The sequence below is a fragment of the Paenibacillus sp. CF095 genome, assembly GCF_900101225.1.
In the GTDB taxonomy this organism is placed as follows: Bacteria; Bacillota; Bacilli; order Paenibacillales; family Paenibacillaceae; genus Paenibacillus.
The window spans coordinates 4,038,619-4,056,795 of sequence record NZ_FMZN01000001.1; the positions used below are offsets into that span (position 1 = coordinate 4,038,619).

An 18,177-nucleotide genomic window follows, 5' to 3' on the forward strand; every position below is an offset into this window, starting at 1 on the left:
CTTCGGCCAATGATCTTGAGCTAGTTACGGCTCCAAGCCCCACACTTTGGTGTTTCCCTGATACCCGGTTACCTTGTTCCATGCGGCAAAAGCCGTCTTGGAAGCATCATAGGAATAATCATTACTTTGATCGAAATTGCTCCAGTTATTTTTGGAAAAGCGTGCTTGAATCACGCCGGTCTCTGCTCCAGCGGCCAAACTGCCTGCTCCCGACTTGAAGCTAATCTCCAGATACGTATCTGCGGTACCCTTTGCCGGACTCACTGCGACAAATGTACCTTCAACATTGGCCGTGCCCATCTCGGCATAATCACACCAGAAGGTCATTTGATCCGCACCATCCTTGGTGAAATAATATCGGATCTTCACGGTACTGAGATCAATCGCTTGTGTTCCGGTATTCTTCACGTTGAACTGCGGAGTCACCGCATTACTTGAATTCCCGGACCCTCCGCTGCGGTACTGCACTTCGAGTGTACCGGTCGTCACCGGAGGTGCAGAAGGCGTCAGTGCCAGGACATTGGACAGTGTCTGTCCGTTCGCATTCACGGCTGCAATCCGGTAATTGTACGTGGTGCCATTCAGCGCTGTTGTATCGGTGTAAGTCAACACGGACAATCCGGTTGCCACATCTGCATAAGTCCCGCCTGCCACCGAACGTTGTACCTTATAGCTAGTAGCGCCCGAGGCTGCTGTCCAAGTCAGGACCGACTGCGCATTACCAGCTGTCCCACTTAAAGTCAGTGCTCCCGGCACCGTCGAAGCTGCTTGCGGGGTAGCCGACACCTGCACAGAACCCGATGATTCCCCTGCTGAATTCACAGCAGACACTACATAATAATAAGCCGTCCCGTTGGTCAGCCCCGTGTTTGTGTAGGTCAATCCATTAACCCCTGTCGCAACAGTTGTATATGGTCCTCCACTCACCTCGGAGCGCTTCACCGTATACGATTCAGCCCCGGATACAGCGGCCCAAGTCAGGTTAACCTGACTACTTCCCGCTACAGCCTGCACGCCAGCAGGTGCGCTTGGAACCGTGACTGGTGTAACACCAGGCTCCTGTCCATACACCTTTACCCCTGCATCATAGACTGGAAGGTATATGCTCTTCACAGGAGTGCCTGTGGTCAGCGTCTGGAACGAATGATCATTACTTGCATTCCATGCACCCTGTGGGCCTGTAATGCGGAACTGTACTTCTTTACGATAATTTCCTTCCCCACCTGGATAGATCTTGGTATTACCGAAGTTCGCCGTAATGGCATAGATATGCTGGGCTGCATTCACCACAACTGGTTGGGATACCGTCGCCCCCTCTGTATAGGAGGTTGTCACTTGCACGTCCGATACCGTACGTCCGGCAGCATACACTTCACTCAAATCCAGGAAATACTTAAAAGACAGTTGATCTCCCATTCGGGCAGGCCAAGCGGAACGATTATTAAGCTGTGCTCTGATTTCCGTATAATTGGCACCTGATGATTTGATCGCAGCCTCCACAAAGAACTCATCTCCCTTCACCTCAGGTGCAGGGAAGTTCGCAAGGGGCTGATGATTCTGACCAAATAGCAAATTCATCTTTGCCAGTGCGCCGGTAAAACCAGCATTGTAATCGGTTGCGACCTCATTACTCACGTAATCCCCGATATCATCGGTATATCCATCCGATGCATCCGGGCCACCGACCATGGCACCATACAGAATGTGGCGATGGTTAGCCGGGATATCTTCGTTATTCAGCCATGAACCGTGAGCGGTCCGATGATGCGGATGTTGAGGTGCATTTTGCCCATATCCGACCACATAACTGCTCTGACGTGGATTATCGCCCAGAATATAATTCATCTGTGAGACAGCAAAATCCTGATATCTTGACTTTTTCACAGGATCACTGACCCAGTCGGAGTATACAAAAGAAATAAAGGATGCATTCGCTGCATATCGGAGCGAGCCCCACTGATCCAGCCACGCCAGACCTCCTGGCGTATACTTGACTCGTGTCCCATTGACTCCAACCGTCCAATAATCCAGATTGCGCTCAGTCGACTGAATAAATCTCGTCGCCTCCGGCATGTTCAAACTGGACGTAATACGAGCAAGCAGGATCTGGGCACCATAATGTTTACTGTCCCAACCTTGTGTCCAGGTATACGGCCAATTGGCTGAGCCTCCGCTAGAAGACCACCGGTCCGTAGCTGCAATGGCTTTGGACAAGTAAGCGCTATCATTAGTGGCTAAATAAAGCCACGCTCCGCCCCATGCCAGCTCGTCTTCGTATCCTGTCCACGAATTATAGAACGCTGCAGCATCAGTGATACAATCGGTGTATTCCCCCCGATATGTATCTGCGAAGTTATACAACTCTTTCGCATGTTGGAGCAGTCTTGCCGAATATGCCGGATCATCATCTGCAAATACAATCGATGACGCTGCCAGTGCTGCAGCCGTTTCTGCCGCCAGATCACTGCCCGGGCATGAAGCATCGATCTTGAACGAAGGACGGTTCATCTGCATGACTTCTGCGGGTCCCCACCAGGCATGGTCGGTATTGCCTGCCCCCACTTGTCCCCATAATTCATTTGGTTTCGTATGCGCTTTCATAAAATAGTCGGTCGCCCATCGGATATTATCCTTGATCTCCTCCAGTTGTCCGGCCTGTTCATATCCGTCGCCGTATTCCACGACAGACCAGGCGAGCATCGTTGCGGAAGCAGCCATCGGAAAACCAAACTTCACATGATCTCCGGCATCATACCATCCTCCGGTCAGATCAACGCCTACATCAGCCCCATCCTGCATGCCCGAATTACCACGCCATTCGACCCGATTACTCGCTGGCAACGTGCCCGAACGCTGTGCCTCATAGAAGTAAATGGCCTTTTGCAGTGCTTCAGCATAGTTCTGATTTCCGACGGCCGCATCCGCCTTAGGAATTCCTGTGCCCATCGATAAACTTCCTGCCAGTAGTCCTGCCGATAACGCGATCATAGCGACTCGTCTCCACCAGCTCCCCTTCATGTTCAACTATTCATCTCCTCTTCATCAATATTCCGTATGCATTACTCTGGACTGCAAGTTTATATCGCTCCTCCCCATGGTGTATTTCAGTGTAAGTTACACCATTAATTACCATTATAGCCGTTTGTTTCACTAGCTATATAAGCGTTGGTGACTTCTGAAATAACATTGTTGTGACCTGCTCTGCGTCATGCGACAAAAAAAGCTGTTTCTCTAACACATATACGCGTTAGAGAAACAGCTTCTCGCCCTTGCTATCATCAACAGTATAAATCGAATGGCATTCTGACCATCCTGTCAGTATGTTTCTGTACACCTTAGGTGTCAGAACATCTCATTGGTTACACTTTGAACTTGTTAATCTGCTCCTGCAGTTCTTCGGCCATTTTGGATAATGAACCTGCGGATGATGCAATCTCTTCCATCGAAGCCAACTGCTGCTGAGTTGCGGCAGATACATTATGAACCCCGCCCGCCGCCTCTCCAGCAATGTTGGAGATTTGACTTACATATCCTACAACCTCAGTTGTACTCGCCGACATTTCCTCTGAACCAGCGGATACTTCTTGAATTTCACCCGCTACTTTGTTGACCGCATCCGAGATCTGCTCGAACGCTTGTCCTGCCGCAGTAACCATCTCGATTCCTGCTTCTGTCTCACTGCTGTTCACTTTGACTGCCTGAACAGCATGATCCGTATCTTTCTGAATCAATTGAACGAGATCCGTAATTCTTTGCGCAGAAGTAGAAGATTCCTCAGCCAACTTACGCACTTCTCCCGCAACTACGGCGAAACCACGTCCATGCTCTCCTGCTCGTGCGGCTTCAATGGCTGCATTCAGTGCAAGCAGATTGGTCTGCCGGGCAATGTTGTTGATTACCTCGGTAATGGTTCCAATCTCTGCTGAACGTTCCCCCAGCCCTGTAACCAATTCAGTAAGCGAAGCAATGGAATTTCGAACAGAACCCATCTGTTCAACCGCTTGTTGAATAATCATATTTCCTTCGGAAGATTGATTCGCCGCATCTACAGCAGATACGGATACACTCTGAGCAAGCTCGGCAATCTGCTCTGATCCGAGAGCCATCTCATTCATCGCCTGTGAAGAACGCTTCACAATATCAACTTGATCAGACGTACCTACAGCCAGTTCTTCGACCGTTTGGGAGATCTGTTCCGAGGCTTGAGTATTTTGCTCTGCACTTGCAAGAAGCTCCTCCGATGAAGCGGCTACCTGTTCGGAAGTCATCGATACCGATTCAATCATGGAGCGCAAATTGCCACTCATAGTATTGAAGGAAGCTGCCAGTGTGCCCAATTCATCCTTGTTCTTAAGCACAATCGTCTCACCCGTCAGATCACCGTTGGCAATGGCCATGGCTGCTTCATTCATCTTTTTGATTGGACGTGAGATGATGCTTGCAATGAAGAAGGCAATAAATACAGCTGCCAGGAATGCAAAAATCGTCACTGCCAAAATCACATTAAATGTATTCTCCGCTAACACAACAGACCCATTCGTTGCCGCTTCCGACCCTTCATTACCCATGGTAATTAACTTGGCGAGTGTATCGTTGGCTGTATACCACAATGGATAAGCCTCGGCATGAAGTTTGCTTGCTCCCGCATAATCGTTTTTCAGACCCAATTCGATGAATGCAGGCATTTTTTCCAGATAGGTATCATAGTTCTTACTAAAATCCTCATTATATAGCTTAAGTGCTGCTTCATTGCCTGCAATGTACGTTTGCAGTTGTACTCGTTCATCTTCAATCTTGGTGAGAAGCAGCTGCAAAGCTTCATTTAGCTTGGCCGTTTCGTCTTCATCCTGTTCTACAATGACGGCCAGTGCGAGTCGTTCTACATCTGATACATCACCATTCATCATGCCCAGCAGGCTTACACTAGGCATCCATGTTTGATCCACTTCATTCGCCTTGCTCGACATATTATGGATTTGGACTAATGCATAGACACTTACAAAAACCAGCATAGCCACAACTACAAGAAAACCAGTTAGTAACTTGCCTCGAATCGTTAACTTCAATATCCCCAACTTATTCCCCCGCGTGTCTTCCATGTGTCCCACTCCTCAAAATAATACATATTTATAGTATATCGTCACCTATCGTCATGAATTGTAGATGTTAGAATTCATTTTCTATAAATTTCGCTTAACTTCGAATATAACGCAAAAGAAGTCTCCCATCTTTGGCAGAACCAGAGAAAGAGACTTCTTTATTGAACAAAACTATTACGATTTCGCTCCATATTACGTGCAGAAGCTAACGAAAAACACGTCGGTGTATGTTAATGAAAAAGTCGGGAATCGACTTGGTATAATTGCGGGTTATAATCAGAACCACACTAAGCAGACTTCCGAGAATGAATCCTCCCAGAATATCTCCTGGATAATGCACACCAACATATACACGAGACACCCCTGTCAACACAGCGAGTAACAACATCCATAACCCGAAGCGACGTCCAATGAAGAATGAAGCAGCCGCTAGAGCAAATACAAAGGAAGCATGTTTACTTGGAAAAGAAGGATCAGGTACATGGGCAACCAGTTGATGCACTGGCCCTTCTACAAAAGGCCTTGGATGACCCACTGCTGGTGATATCCCCCATTTGGTTAGAACTAAAGCTACAATGGAAGCTACACAAGCATAAAAAACAATTCGCTGTTTCGACGGATCGCCGAGAAACCATACGATAACGAGCAGTGCGATCATGACCCAAACCGCATACTCGGATGATGTGATCATAAACCAGTCCAGAAACGGTGTTTGGTCTGCAAACTGATTAATCCAATTAAATAGTGATTGATTCATAACTGGCTTTTAATACCCCCATTACACAAAACAAGATTATTTTTTACATAATAAATATACACTAACTATTTGTCAAACAATCCTCACATTGACCGAAGTTACGAAATCAAAGAGGACATTTTGCTTTCTTTTTGTTAAACTAGTTTGGGTTACATATCAGTTCAATCATAGAAAGGTGAAGATTATGCTTAAAAAATGGTTATGGGGTACAGCCCTGACCCTGGCACTTGCGATTACAGGTGTCGTTGTATATTACGGATATTCGATTGTTCATTTTGCCAATAGCATCTCCACGGCTTCCGGGACTTCAAACTCGTCCTCTTCCGGCACAGACAGCGATTCAGACACACCAACGACAACGATTCCCAGATGGGAGGGCCAGGAACGGGTGAACATTTTGCTCCTTGGCGGAGACTCAAGAGGCGACGATGCAGGACGCTCGGACTCGGTCATGGTCGCTTCCATTGATCCCGTCACCAAGAAAGCCCATCTATTCTCCGTACTGCGAGATACCTATGTAGCCATTCCAGGGCATGGCAAAAGCAGACTTAATGCAGCCTTTTCCTACGGGGGTGCGGAGCTGACCAAACAAACCGTCAGTGATCTGCTCGGTATTCCCATTCAGCATTATGTCTACACAGACTTTACAGGTTTCATGGCACTTGTTGATGCGGTAGGCGGCATTGATATCGACGTGGAGAAAGACATGTATTACACCAGTAAAGCAGATAAACATATGTACGACATTGACTTAAAAAAAGGATTGCAGCATATGGACGGCAAAACCGCCCTGCAATATGTTCGGTTCCGACATGATGCCACCTCGGATTTTACCCGTACCGAACGGCAGCGGATCTTCATGACCGAGCTGGCCAAGAAAATGCAGAGCACCACGTCGCTCTTCAAAATCCCGGATATCCTGGAAGCCATCGCCCCCTATATTGAGACAGACCTCAGTCCAACCCAGATGTTAAAACTCGCATCACTTGGCTTCGATATCCATGTGAACGATATCGATCAGCAGCAGATTCCACCGAACAAACTCCTCACCAATGAACTGGTCGGCTCAGCTCAGGTGCTGGGTGTTGATGTAACCAAACTCCAGTCCTACATTCAGAAACTGTTTGAAGAAGATGCCGCGTCCTCAGAGACTCCATCATCAGAGGAACAGAACTAAAACAAGCATGAGATATATCAACAAAAAAGACGGCCATAGCCGTCTTTTTTAGTACCTATTTTCTCCATTTAATGCAGTCTTAATGTTTAACGGGTACCCTTATATGATGAACTCCGGTTCCTGGAGGGAGGATTACAATGTGAAAAAACCGCGAATAGCGGAATGGACCGAACTGCGGGGCATTGCCTTTCTGGCAATCGTCATGCAGCATAGTATCGCTGAGTATATCTATCGCGCTGATATTGAACAACCGGATTCCATTATGCTGACCATGATTTATCATCTGACCCGATTTGGTACGCCAACGTTTGTATTTCTATCGGGTGTAATGTTGTTTTACCATCATCGTAACACCAAACCGGAATATCCTCGCTTCATTCGAAAGCGATTTGGCGATATCTATATGCCGTTTGTTGTATGGACACTGATCTATTGGCTCGCAGTCCGTATTTTCACCCCCGCGTTCTGGCGTGCAGGCATACCCGATTTTCGCAGTCTGATTCGTGAACTGTTTGTCCCGCAGACGGGATATCATCTCTGGTTTGTCATTATGGTGTTTCAGTTCTATATTCTGTTCCCCCTTTTTTTGGCGGGAGCGAAAGCCATTCAGAGACGTATCCAGAACACCTCACGTTTCACGCCCATGCAAGTCATTGTGGCACTCATTGTCTTGGCAGCTGCATTCTACGGCCTGCTTATGAAATGGTCCTACTATAATATGGGGAGCTGGACAGAATCCATGTCTGAGCCATGGTCAACGTTGCTGCAATATCGCTCCTATTCATGGGTGATGTACTGGTTCTACTTTTTACTGGGTGCCGTATGTGCCTGGTCAGTGGATAGCTGGAGGAGTTGGACCACCAAGGTGCTGCCATGGACGATCTGTCTGTTTATAGGGATGTATATATGGCTGGGTTACGATGTGCTGCGTGGGTCCGGGGATGTTGTTAATCTGAATATCTCCACCTATCTGAAACCAACCACATTCCTGATCATTATGGCTCAGATGTTTATGATGTATGGTTTCCTTGTACTGATGCGAGGCAAAGATACACGGTTTCAGCGCCTGTTATCCTGGATTGGCCGCTATTCATTTGGTGGATATCTGGCTCATGCACTGGTAATTTACGCTATCGCTTATGTAACCAGACCGCTTCAACTCAGTGGATGGCATCTGCCTGTAACGTTGCTATCGTTCCTTGTAACGGTTGTTATGGCTCTTGCAATCAGTTGGGCGCTGTCCAAGCTTCCTGGCTCACGTTTCACGGTAGGGTTAATGCGCAAACCACGTTCAACCTCCCATTCATCAGCTGCTGTGGACAAAAGAATTACACCTGAGCGAACTCCGTCACCCGGCCACACTCGCAGCCCGGGAACGAGTGAGCCGTTTTGAAATAAAGAAGAGCGTCCCCTTATGGAGACGCTCTTCTTTATTTCACTTCACTCGAAGTTGATCGTCCAGGAACAGGTTCCTGGGGACCCGGGGCTGGATGCACATTGCCCTTCTGATTCACAAATCTCTTCAGATCACCCGTTAATTGTTCCTTCAGCTTGTCCACCAGCTGCGTTTCACTAATGCCTTTTGCCTGAGCAATCTCAGCCAGTGATTTCCCTCCCTGAAGCTGCGCGTGCAGTTGAGCAGGGGTGACTCCAATAAAACGGGCAATTTCGCCTTTATCTACCATGGAACGTTTGCCATGGTGGGCAAATTCACGCCGCAAGTCACGCAGCGGGGTATTAATGACCTTTTTCAACTTGGTATCCATGTCCGCCTTCGTAGCTGCTGCTTGTTCCTTGGTGAGGCACCCCTCATCGACAGCTTGATCCAGACGTTGCGTTAATGTAGGCTTCAACTTCTGCAATAACTGCTCCTCACTAAGTCCTTTACGCTCTTTCGCAATCTGGGACAACGTCTTGCCAAGTTCCATCTGTTCTTTCAGATCCCGAAGTCCAATCCCAAGCAAGTCTGCCGTCTCACCAATCATAAACAGACCGTGTCCTGCCTGCATGCATGGCTTTGCTGGTTTGCCGGAGGAAGAAACTTTTGACGCATCGTCATGTTCCTCAGCCCGAACGGTTGAATCAGCAAATGCCACATGTCCTGTTGCTGCTGTTATAACTACGGCTGCCAATCCGGCTGCCATCCATGTTTTCCATTTCAAATTCATTTTTCTGCCGCCTTTCCGATGTCGAAATCCTGTGCCTTCCTAGTTTGAGCCTAAAATCCACTTTTTTATGCCATAAAATACAAAAAGTCATCATTTTTCTCACAATTGATCACAAAAAATCCTATTTTTTTCAGTTTATTTCCGCTATACTAAGTGTAACTTCATGATCTAGTCGAACAGTCCTTAATCACCTTATCGCAGGAAGGACGATATGTAACGATGCGGAGAGATTGGTTAGATCCGTTTAGATCCGATCTGGAGGTCGTGTTTGCTTCAGCGGAACAACTCGTACGGGAATATCCCGAACCCTTGTCAGGACATGCATTAGAGCAGCTTCGATCGGTTAATCCGCTGTTACGAGATTCGGGACACAGCTACATCGGGTACATCATTCCACTTTGGATGCAACACTCAGATAAACTAACCCCAGAGAAAGCACACCAATTAAGTACAGCCTGTCTCATTCACATGTTATATTTTCTGAATCAGGACGACGTGATGGATGAACAACCGGAGAATGCCACATTGAAGTTATCCCTGGGTAATCTATATTACATGGATGCTCTTCAATCTTACTCGGTATTATTCAATCCTTCCTCCACGTTCTGGGTCTATTTCAGACAATATGTAGTGGATTGGGCCGTGAGTGTTACGGGTGAGCATTCCATTGATTATTTCCAACAGAATCCCTTGTTGATTGCGCAAAAGGCTGCCCCTCTCCTCATTGGAGCTACTGGTGCACTGCTTCTGCTGAATCAGTCCGACCGGATAATCCCGGTGTGTTCTGCCATCAACATCACACTCATGACACTCCAGATGACCGATGACTTCACAGACACGCAACAAGATGCTGTGCATGGAAACTACAACAGCTACCTCTCCCACATATCCGCAGCACTGAATCACAACTATCCAGTTCATCCTCTAAGCGAACGTATACATGACAATGTATATAATACACAACTCATGAACTCTTACGTAGACATTGCTTATCGCTATAATCGTACACTGACATCGTCTAACTTAGGAATATCGCATCTCGAGGCGTTTAATTCTTATTTATGCAGCACTTTAGTACAAGCTGTTCAGGACATTACACAACGGAAGAAACGGCTCCTCCAAGGCGGGTTTCATCACTGGATTAGCGAGCAACAGTTAGGATTCTGAGCATAAGGACTAAGCTGATTCAGTTTAATTTTAAATATGAAGGGAATGTTGACGATGATGGTATCAGAGAAAACGTTGCATGAGGATATTATTGAAAAGGCTTGGACTGACGAGCACTTCAGACAACAATTGCACTCCAATCCGAAGCAGGCGCTTCGTGAAGCTTTCGGTATCGTAATCCCGGAGCACATTCAGGTGCGTACCGTTGAGGAGCAGCAGAATGACTATGTGCTTGTCATACCTCCCAATCCTTCCAAAGTAAATTATGATGTGAATTGCGGACCTTGGAGAAGTTAAACCGGGTGAGTTATTGGTAATGTAAGAAATTAGGGGTAGGAACAAAAAAAGCCGCTGTATCCTTCTGCGAGTTCGTCAATCGACGAACTCGGCAAAAGATACAACCGCTTCTGTTCCTACCCCTTTGGTGCTTGTAAAGCTGATCTGTCCTTGCATCGCTTCAACAATTCGGAATGTCACCATCATGCCCAGGCCTGTGCCTTTGATTTTATTGGAGAAATAAGGCTCGCCCAACCGGGAGAGTGCTTCCTCGTCCATTCCTTCTCCGTTATCCCTGACATGTACCTTAATCATTCCATCCTGCTTGTACGCCCAGATATCAATCTGGCCTTGTCCCTGCAGAGCTTCAATACTGTTCTTGATAATATTGATAAAAGCCTGCTTAAACTTCGAGGAATTGCCTCGAATATATAGATCTGGCGGAATGTCGGTAGTGATTTTACCACCTTCCAGATTAGCCATCGGTACAAGAATGCCTTCAATATGATTGAATTCATCCGAGATATTGAGCGAGATAATATGGTCAAACTCAGGTTTGGCAAAGGTAAGAAAATCCGTTATGATGCCCGAAGCCCGATCAAGTTCTTCCAGTGCAATTCGCACATACCCCTTATTTTTGTTGTCTTCCTGTTCCGTCATAAGTTGCAGGAACCCTCTTGTCACCTGAAGTGGGTTACGTACTTCATGGGCAACGGAAGCAGCCAGTTCGCTAATAATCTCCATCTTTTCGGATCGCTGCAACTCATTGTTGAACAGCTCCAGTTCCTTGGAATACTCTAGAACTTTAGTATGTTTTTCGGCAAAACGACTTCCGAGAATGGCAATCAACGAGATCACAAATGCAACCATGGACCATTTCCACCATAACAGATGATACGTCCCACTCCGCTGATAATACCACAACAGTTCAGCCACACTGATTAAGGCAAATGTACCAAATCCCGTTGCAAGCAGCATAGCTTCCCGATTTCGCTGCAGCGCTTTGGCGATGGTACCAACCAACAGGATTGTCAGCAGAATGACCAGCACAATGCCAACCACACGCTGTACGAGCAGATTGTAGAGGATCTCCCATTGCCCACCTGAAGTAACATAGATAAATAGAGAGAACACAGCGATAACTGAATATATAAATAGTATTTTTCGCAGTTTGGTGAAGATTCCATGCAGTCCTGGCCCGATAATCTGTTCAAAAAAATAACATAGCGCTGGCATACCCAGCAGCATCGCCAGATCAAAGACTACGGAATACAGGTCACCATATACCTGATAGAACGTATACAAAAATTGCGAGTACGTGATGATCATCGTGCCGATGGAACCCATCACGATGCATAGTGAGATCCATAATCCCTTATGGAATTTGCCAAGGAAGAACGTACAGCTCAGCATCGTAATCGCTGTGAAAACAAAGGTCGCGCCCAAAATTACATCAATAAGTCCGTTATGAATATATTTCTCCTGTAACGCGGCATAAGGTCCAACCTGAACAGTACCTTGTATCCCCAGACGGCCTTTTTCATTTTGCGACCATACATAGAGCGTATTACCTGAATTTTCGCTGGATAAGGGCAGCAACACAGCATTATTATCATAATTGTAATGGTAGTTCTCGTAGACCTTTCGGTCTTCCAGATAAACAACAATATGATTGCCTTTAATGTTCTCAAATCGAATGGCTGAACTTTCCTCACTCAACACAGGGATGGTCAGGCGAGTCCATAAAGAATTCGATCGATCCGTATTGCTATACTCTAACTTATCGCTGCCCTGCTTTTCCCATATCTCGTCTGCTCCCTTAACCTCACTGATGAACCCTTGATCGTCAACGTTCCCCCATTTTACTTCCCATCCTGTAATGGATACAGGTTGCTGAACCGCTCCTGTAGTTGCAAAGACTATCCCATGTGGCATGCCTAGAATAATCAATACACTCATCCATAAGATGACGATAGCTTTGGGCACATTTTTCATTCACAGCACCTCAAAGTTCTAATTTTCCCTATCTTAAATTCTCTCATTTATCATTCGCCACCGTTTGTCACGTCACCTTCTTGAGATAAAATGAAATTTCACATTTAAGTCGATTTATAGTCTTATTTCCATTTTATTGTTAAAGCTACCCGATTAATCACGCAAGTCTTCGAACTGGTTCACTATCATTTCCCGTTCTTTCTGTTCAACTTGACTGCGAAATTCAAGCCACTGCTCTGTCTCCTCATCATCATAGATGGTCCATATGTCTGAGAAAAGGAAATCCCGTAACTGTACAACTTGCCCGGACCATATACCGCCTACCCAAAACAAACCATCCGGACGACGGATGACGGTACGGGAGAACCCGGGTGTGGACGCCTTTTGTCCGATACGGATGCGTGTGATCATATTGCCCAGTGTAAACCAGTCCACATGAAATTCCTCCCTTACATATTCAAGCTTCATCATAACATAGGCAAAACAGGAAAAGCTGTAAAAACGGTGGCTGCGATTCAATCCTTTGTTCCGGGTGTAATGGTTTCTCAAAGCAAACAAACACGCTAAGGAGATGATTACAATGAATGAGCCACATCGTACGGTTGAGGTGGAACATAAGGATGTTCAGCATAAATCGGATTCAAGTATGGTCGCTTCCACATTTATTAAATATGCCGCATATATCATTATCTTTTTCGGATTCTTATACTTCTTGGTTAAATATGTATTCCCCAAATTCTAAGGCATTCATATCGTAGTGAACACCCGGAGATAATAACCTGTGCAAGATTACAACACTAGCGCTTTGGGTAACTACGGGGTAAGAAGCATTTGGGCAACCGACAACGAAAGGAAGTGTTACTCATGTCTGACAAACCAATTAGTAACGAAGAGAGCGACCGCTATTATGACCGTTATCAGAGGTCCCGCGATATTCCGCCAGAGACGGAAGTCCCGGAAGGCGATATGGATACCTTTGATGAAGTTTCCGGCAGACGGATTGTAACGGAAGATTCGGATCTGGCACCCGTAGCCGCAACTGCTGTGGACGAGCCGGAATTGGATTTACGTTTGGCTGAGACACCGCTGGAATCTGTACCGGATGCAGATCTTCTGCAACCGAACAGTCCGGTTGATCCTGCTGCACCCGATCCGGATGCGCTGCATGGTACCGATCTGCTTAATGGTGCTGGTGCGGATGCCAAACCGGAGAACGACATTCCACCACGCCATTAACGGCTGTTATGACATCCTGAATGAGGAGGTGCATACACGATGAAGGAAGATCGCCAAAAGAAGGTGCATGAACCGGATAATCTCGTGACCGAACGGGATATTGACCCGGATTTCGGACTGTTCACTGAGGACTCCTTCCCCGAAGCACTTGAGGACGAGGACCAACGTGATGCGGTCGAGCATGCCATTCCCAAAGAGAAGGCTTCTCGTAAGCCCTCTTCGGATGACTAACTTATATAGATCCGTAGTAGACTTAAAAAAGATGACGTCTGTAATTTCACAGCGTCATCTTTTTTGTTACCTGTAAGTTCACTTACTCTTAGTGATTCAGCATCATCGCTTAGCGGAAACCTTACTTGTCACGGGCAGTTTGTGATCCAATCCTGACCACTTGGCTACAATCGCAGTGATGATCAATGCCACTCCATTAATAATAAATATCCAGCGTATCGGCAGCCAGCCACCGAGAACCCCACCAATGATCGGTCCCGCCATCGTCCCGATCTGGGCAGCGGACTGATTCAGACTAAAGGCCCTTCCCCTGAAACTTGATGCGGTAGCCTGCACAATCATGGCGTTAATTGCCGGAAATACAGCCGCAAAGAATAAACCATACACAAAACGCAAAATACCAAATGCGATATAACCTGTTGTAAAGAACTGCAGAAGATTCCCTACAGCCCCACCAACCAGTCCAATGATCAGCACTTTACCGTATCCAATCCTTGAACCAATCTTGCCCCACCGCGGCGCCATAATAACTGTCGCTACCCCCACCGCTGAGAAAATAATACCTGAGCTGAGTGAGGCACGATCAGGCTGAACGCCCATTTCCATCACATAGACCGTCAATAGTGGCTCCAGAATCATGACGGAGAACGTACATATGCCCATCATGCCAAGCACCGTCATAAACAAACGATTTGCTCTCGCTTCACGAATGTCATCCATGACGTGGGAACGAGCTTTGTTCCGGTTGAAGTTCTCTTCTTTTACCCAGAAGGTTGCGATGATTGCTGAGACTAACACAACAATAGCCGAAAACAAAAATGCATTCCGGTTGCCATAATAATGACTCACCACGCCACCAATTAACGGTCCGATAATACCACCAGTGGCTCCTGCAGTGGACATAATACCAAGGGCATAACCAGTCTTCTCTTCAGGTGTATTCGTACCTACCAGAGCAATCGCAGCTGGAACAAACCCTGCAAGCAGACCCTGAAACAATCGAACAACAATCAGCGAATACGGGTCCTGCACGAAATAATTGATTAAATACAAGACGGCAAGGCTGTATCCCGACCGGATCAGCATCGGCTTGCGTCCGTATTTATCAGCCAGTGATCCCCAGAACGGAGACACGAGTGCACTCGCCAGAAACGTAATGCCAAATGCCAGTCCTGACCATAACTCCAGGTGATCACGAACCCCCAAGTCAGCACTTAGAAACAGGGGCAGAAATGGAATCGAGATCGAATAGGCGGTACTGCAAAAAAATACACCAATCCACAATATGACCAGATTGCGCTTCCACGAGAAGTTCATATACCCGCACGCCCTTTCCGTTACTGACGCCGGGACTGCCGTGTATTGGAGCGGACGGAACAGACCCGTACGTCCCGATGCGGAAGCATTTTCCTTATTTTACACCCATCATTCCACGAAGGCCATCCCTTGTTCACCACAAACACATGTATTACATTGCCATCCTGTCCACAAAAACGGTATGATAGTTGGGTAAATATCCAAATATGATTTGGAGAAAATATATAATGCAGAGATGCAAGGAGGAACGTTTTCATGTCTTTACGGTGGAAAAAAAATACAGTGGTCTCGCTGGTAATCGCGATGCTGCTTATCGTCATTAGTGGTTGTGGACGCCCTTCGAGTGGCGCTACAGAAACACCAGCTCCAGTTGAACCAACGGGTCCCAATCCGGTAGCTACCATTGAAATGGCAGATGGACAGAAGATCGTCATTGAGCTATATCCGGAGATTGCGCCCAATACGGTGAACAATTTTATTTCACTAGCGAATCAGGGTTTCTATGATGGCACAATCTTTCACCGTGTTATTCCAGGTTTCATGATTCAGGGCGGAGATCCAGACGGTAATGGTCGAGGTGGCCCAGGGTACGCCATTAAGGGTGAATTTACATCCAACGGTCACAAAAATCACCTGAATCATACCCGCGGAGTCATTTCCATGGCACGCGGAGATAATTTGGATTCGGCTGGTTCTCAGTTCTTCATCATGTTAGCTGACGCGGATCATTTGGATAACGCCTATGCTTCCTTCGGTAAAGTAACGGAAGGCATAGAAACTGTGGATAACATTGCAGCTCAGGAAATAGGTGAAGGTGACAAACCCGTTAAGGATCAAGTTATGAAAAAAGTTACGGTAGACACCCACGGTCTGGAGTATCCAGAACCGGTAAAAATGCCTTAATTAACATCCTTGCCAAACGGATGATAATCCCTGGTTATGACTTGTTAATAAACTCTAAACAAACAAAAGCTCTGTCCTGTGCGAATGTCGCAAGGCAGAGCTTTATTTAATGATAGCGGTTACATATATGACTTTATAAAAAATGACCTCTTCCGGCATCATCCTCAATACATCCATCCCATCAAACGTAACCAGCCGATAATCGCAATCCATAACGGGCAGCTAAAGGCAACGCCCCATGCAAGCCCTTTCAGTAAACCACGGTTTACTTCCACGAACAACGACTCCTTTCTCCAGGGAATAGTCGCAGTATCGGTAATATTATATGATTTTATACCCGATTTCATTCGTCACGCAACCCTCGTTTTCCTGCTTTTGTTCCGCAGTTTCATGGAATGCATTACGGGAACCTGATATACTATGACTACTGTACGACAAATGGAACCTGATTCATGTTTGGAAAGGAGATTTTCCTATGGCAAAATCCAAAAAACGCCCCCCTGCTCCTAAAGCAACAGTAGCACAGGATAAACCCACAACACTGAAAGATCTACTGAGCAGTGATGTGCTGGAGAAACTGAAAGCTCAGGCGGATGAGGCAAAGGCTGCCGAGGCGGCACTTAAAGAGCAGGAACGTCAGCAGGCAGAAGAAGCTCGCCAAGCGGAGCAGAAGCGCCGGGATAACGACTTCGAATATTTGCTTAATAACAGCGCTATGGACTGGAAGAAACATAAGTAAGCCGGGCATGACCTGAGGGTGTCTCCTACCATTCACATGCCAAAATAATATTACAGCAGACAGATCATGAAGATGATCTGTTCAAAGAACAGGACCGCATCGCGGTCCTGTTCTTTTTGATATATACACATATGATTCACGCGTCTTGAGCCGGGTATGTTAGAAGTAGAGCGTACAACGATAATCTAACTCATGGAGGGATCAGAGATGACAGAACAACGTTTGGAAGGCAAAGTTGCGATTGTAACTGGAGGTGGATCGGGTATTGGTCAGGCTACCGCTATTCGTTTCGCAGAGCATGGAGCCAAAGTATACATGCTGGATCGTACACCCGAAAATGCGGAGGAAACCAAGCAGACGATTGAAAAGGCTGGCGGAGAAGCGTATGTGATCGAGTGTGATATCTCCAAACCGGACAATGTGCAAAAGGCGATCAATCAGGCTGCGGCTGAAGCGGGTAAACTGGATATCATATTTGCGAATGCCGGCATTAACGGAACGATGGCTCCGATTGAAACGATGGAAATCGAGGACTGGGATCAGACGATGGAGATCAATATGCGCGGAACCTTCGCAACCGTCAAATATGCCATCCCCCATCTGAAAGAACATGGCGGCAGCATCATTATCACCAGTTCAATTAACGGTAACCGGGTCTTCTCAGGGATCGGTTTCTCTGCATACGCTTCCAGCAAAGCGGGACAAACTGCGTTTACAAAGATGGCTGCACTGGAGCTGGCTCGTTATAAGATCCGTGTTAACGCCGTCTGCCCAGGAGCCATCGATACCAACATTGATGATAACACCTACCCGTCGGATGATCTGAAAGAAGTACAGATTCCTGTTGAATTCCCTGAGGGTCATGAACACCCGCTCAAGGGCGAACCTGGAACATCGAAGCAAGTGGCAAACCTCGTTCTGTTCCTCGCTTCCGATGAAGCCTCTCATGTTACAGGTACACGAATCTATGTGGATGGTGCGGAATCTCTCCTCCGTGGATAAACATATAAATATAAGTTGAACCGATTCAGGGACAACGCCAAATATCCCGCAAGCGATCTGATCTGGTCAGATTACTTTCGGGATGTTTTATTTATAAGAAGTTTATAATC

17 protein-coding genes are annotated in these 18,177 nt (G+C 46.7%); 10 read left to right on the top strand and 7 right to left on the bottom strand.

Features of this window, described 5'->3' with window-relative positions:
* Positions 1-24: 24 nt before the first annotated feature.
* The 3 genes from BLS69_RS17905 to BLS69_RS17915 all read right to left on the bottom strand — a co-directional run bounded on the left by BLS69_RS17905 (position 25) and on the right by BLS69_RS17915 (position 5,856).
* Positions 25-3,018, bottom strand: a complete 2,994-nt coding sequence (locus BLS69_RS17905) for a glycoside hydrolase family 9 protein (RefSeq protein ID WP_371129079.1) — start codon at positions 3,016-3,018, stop codon at positions 25-27.
* Positions 3,019-3,359: 341 nt separating this feature from the next.
* Entirely contained in the window at positions 3,360-5,099 is a 1,740-nt protein-coding gene (locus BLS69_RS17910; protein WP_091034050.1) for a methyl-accepting chemotaxis protein, read from the bottom strand.
* Between the two features lie 205 nt (positions 5,100-5,304).
* Positions 5,305-5,856: an undecaprenyl-diphosphatase gene (locus BLS69_RS17915; protein ID WP_091034053.1), complete on the bottom strand. Its 552-nt coding sequence runs from the start codon at positions 5,854-5,856 to the stop codon at positions 5,305-5,307.
* A 184-nt stretch (positions 5,857-6,040) separates the two neighbouring features.
* On the opposite strand from BLS69_RS17915, the gene BLS69_RS17920 reads away from it, so the two are divergent.
* On the top strand, positions 6,041-7,033 hold the full coding sequence (locus tag BLS69_RS17920) for an LCP family protein (RefSeq protein WP_091034056.1): 993 nt from the start codon (positions 6,041-6,043) through the stop codon (positions 7,031-7,033).
* Between the two features lie 139 nt (positions 7,034-7,172).
* Positions 7,173-8,426: an acyltransferase gene (locus tag BLS69_RS17925; RefSeq protein WP_091034058.1), complete on the top strand. Its 1,254-nt coding sequence runs from the start codon at positions 7,173-7,175 to the stop codon at positions 8,424-8,426.
* A 37-nt stretch (positions 8,427-8,463) separates the two neighbouring features.
* Here BLS69_RS17925 and BLS69_RS17930 read toward each other — a convergent pair whose 3' ends face one another.
* Positions 8,464-9,201 carry a hypothetical protein gene (locus BLS69_RS17930; protein ID WP_091034061.1) on the bottom strand — a complete coding sequence of 246 codons (738 nt, stop codon included), beginning with the start codon at positions 9,199-9,201 and terminating at the stop codon, positions 8,464-8,466.
* 219 nt (positions 9,202-9,420) lie between these two features.
* Here BLS69_RS17930 and BLS69_RS17935 point away from each other — a divergent pair, with 219 nt between their 5' ends.
* Both BLS69_RS17935 and BLS69_RS17940 read left to right on the top strand, forming a co-directional pair.
* Positions 9,421-10,368, top strand: coding sequence for a hypothetical protein (locus tag BLS69_RS17935; protein WP_091034063.1), 948 nt, complete (start codon positions 9,421-9,423; stop codon positions 10,366-10,368).
* A 54-nt stretch (positions 10,369-10,422) separates the two neighbouring features.
* A complete protein-coding gene (locus BLS69_RS17940) occupies positions 10,423-10,665 on the top strand; it encodes an NHLP leader peptide family RiPP precursor (RefSeq protein WP_091015589.1) in 243 nt (80 codons plus the stop codon).
* 75 nt (positions 10,666-10,740) lie between these two features.
* On the opposite strand, the gene BLS69_RS17945 is transcribed toward BLS69_RS17940, so the two are convergent.
* Complete coding sequence (locus tag BLS69_RS17945) at positions 10,741-12,639, bottom strand: sensor histidine kinase (protein WP_091034066.1); 1,899 nt, start codon at positions 12,637-12,639, stop codon at positions 10,741-10,743.
* Positions 12,640-12,792: 153 nt separating this feature from the next.
* Positions 12,793-13,074, bottom strand: coding sequence for a hypothetical protein (locus tag BLS69_RS17950; protein WP_017690238.1), 282 nt, complete (start codon positions 13,072-13,074; stop codon positions 12,793-12,795).
* A 145-nt stretch (positions 13,075-13,219) separates the two neighbouring features.
* On the opposite strand from BLS69_RS17950, the gene BLS69_RS32190 reads away from it, so the two are divergent.
* From BLS69_RS32190 to BLS69_RS17960, 3 genes are all read left to right on the top strand, one after another.
* Positions 13,220-13,381, top strand: coding sequence for a hypothetical protein (locus BLS69_RS32190; RefSeq protein ID WP_017690239.1), 162 nt, complete (start codon positions 13,220-13,222; stop codon positions 13,379-13,381).
* Positions 13,382-13,503: 122 nt separating this feature from the next.
* On the top strand, positions 13,504-13,875 hold the full coding sequence (locus tag BLS69_RS17955) for a hypothetical protein (RefSeq protein WP_091034068.1): 372 nt from the start codon (positions 13,504-13,506) through the stop codon (positions 13,873-13,875).
* A gap of 39 nt (positions 13,876-13,914) precedes the next feature.
* Positions 13,915-14,106 (top strand): hypothetical protein, encoded by a 192-nt coding sequence (locus tag BLS69_RS17960; RefSeq protein ID WP_091034070.1) that lies wholly within the window; start codon positions 13,915-13,917, stop codon positions 14,104-14,106.
* Between the two features lie 102 nt (positions 14,107-14,208).
* Here the strand turns inward: BLS69_RS17960 and BLS69_RS17965 are convergent, their stop codons facing one another.
* Complete coding sequence (locus BLS69_RS17965) at positions 14,209-15,423, bottom strand: MFS transporter (protein ID WP_091034073.1); 1,215 nt, start codon at positions 15,421-15,423, stop codon at positions 14,209-14,211.
* Positions 15,424-15,678: 255 nt separating this feature from the next.
* Here BLS69_RS17965 and BLS69_RS17970 point away from each other — a divergent pair, with 255 nt between their 5' ends.
* The 3 genes from BLS69_RS17970 (at position 15,679) to BLS69_RS17980 (ending at position 18,067) form a co-directional block, all read left to right on the top strand.
* Positions 15,679-16,326 (top strand): peptidylprolyl isomerase, encoded by a 648-nt coding sequence (locus BLS69_RS17970; RefSeq protein ID WP_091034076.1) that lies wholly within the window; start codon positions 15,679-15,681, stop codon positions 16,324-16,326.
* A 475-nt stretch (positions 16,327-16,801) separates the two neighbouring features.
* Complete coding sequence (locus BLS69_RS17975; RefSeq protein WP_091034080.1) at positions 16,802-17,065, top strand: YqkE family protein; 264 nt, start codon at positions 16,802-16,804, stop codon at positions 17,063-17,065.
* Positions 17,066-17,272: 207 nt separating this feature from the next.
* Positions 17,273-18,067, top strand: a complete 795-nt coding sequence (locus BLS69_RS17980; protein WP_036612094.1) for an SDR family oxidoreductase — start codon at positions 17,273-17,275, stop codon at positions 18,065-18,067.
* The last annotated feature ends 110 nt before the right edge of the window (positions 18,068-18,177 follow it).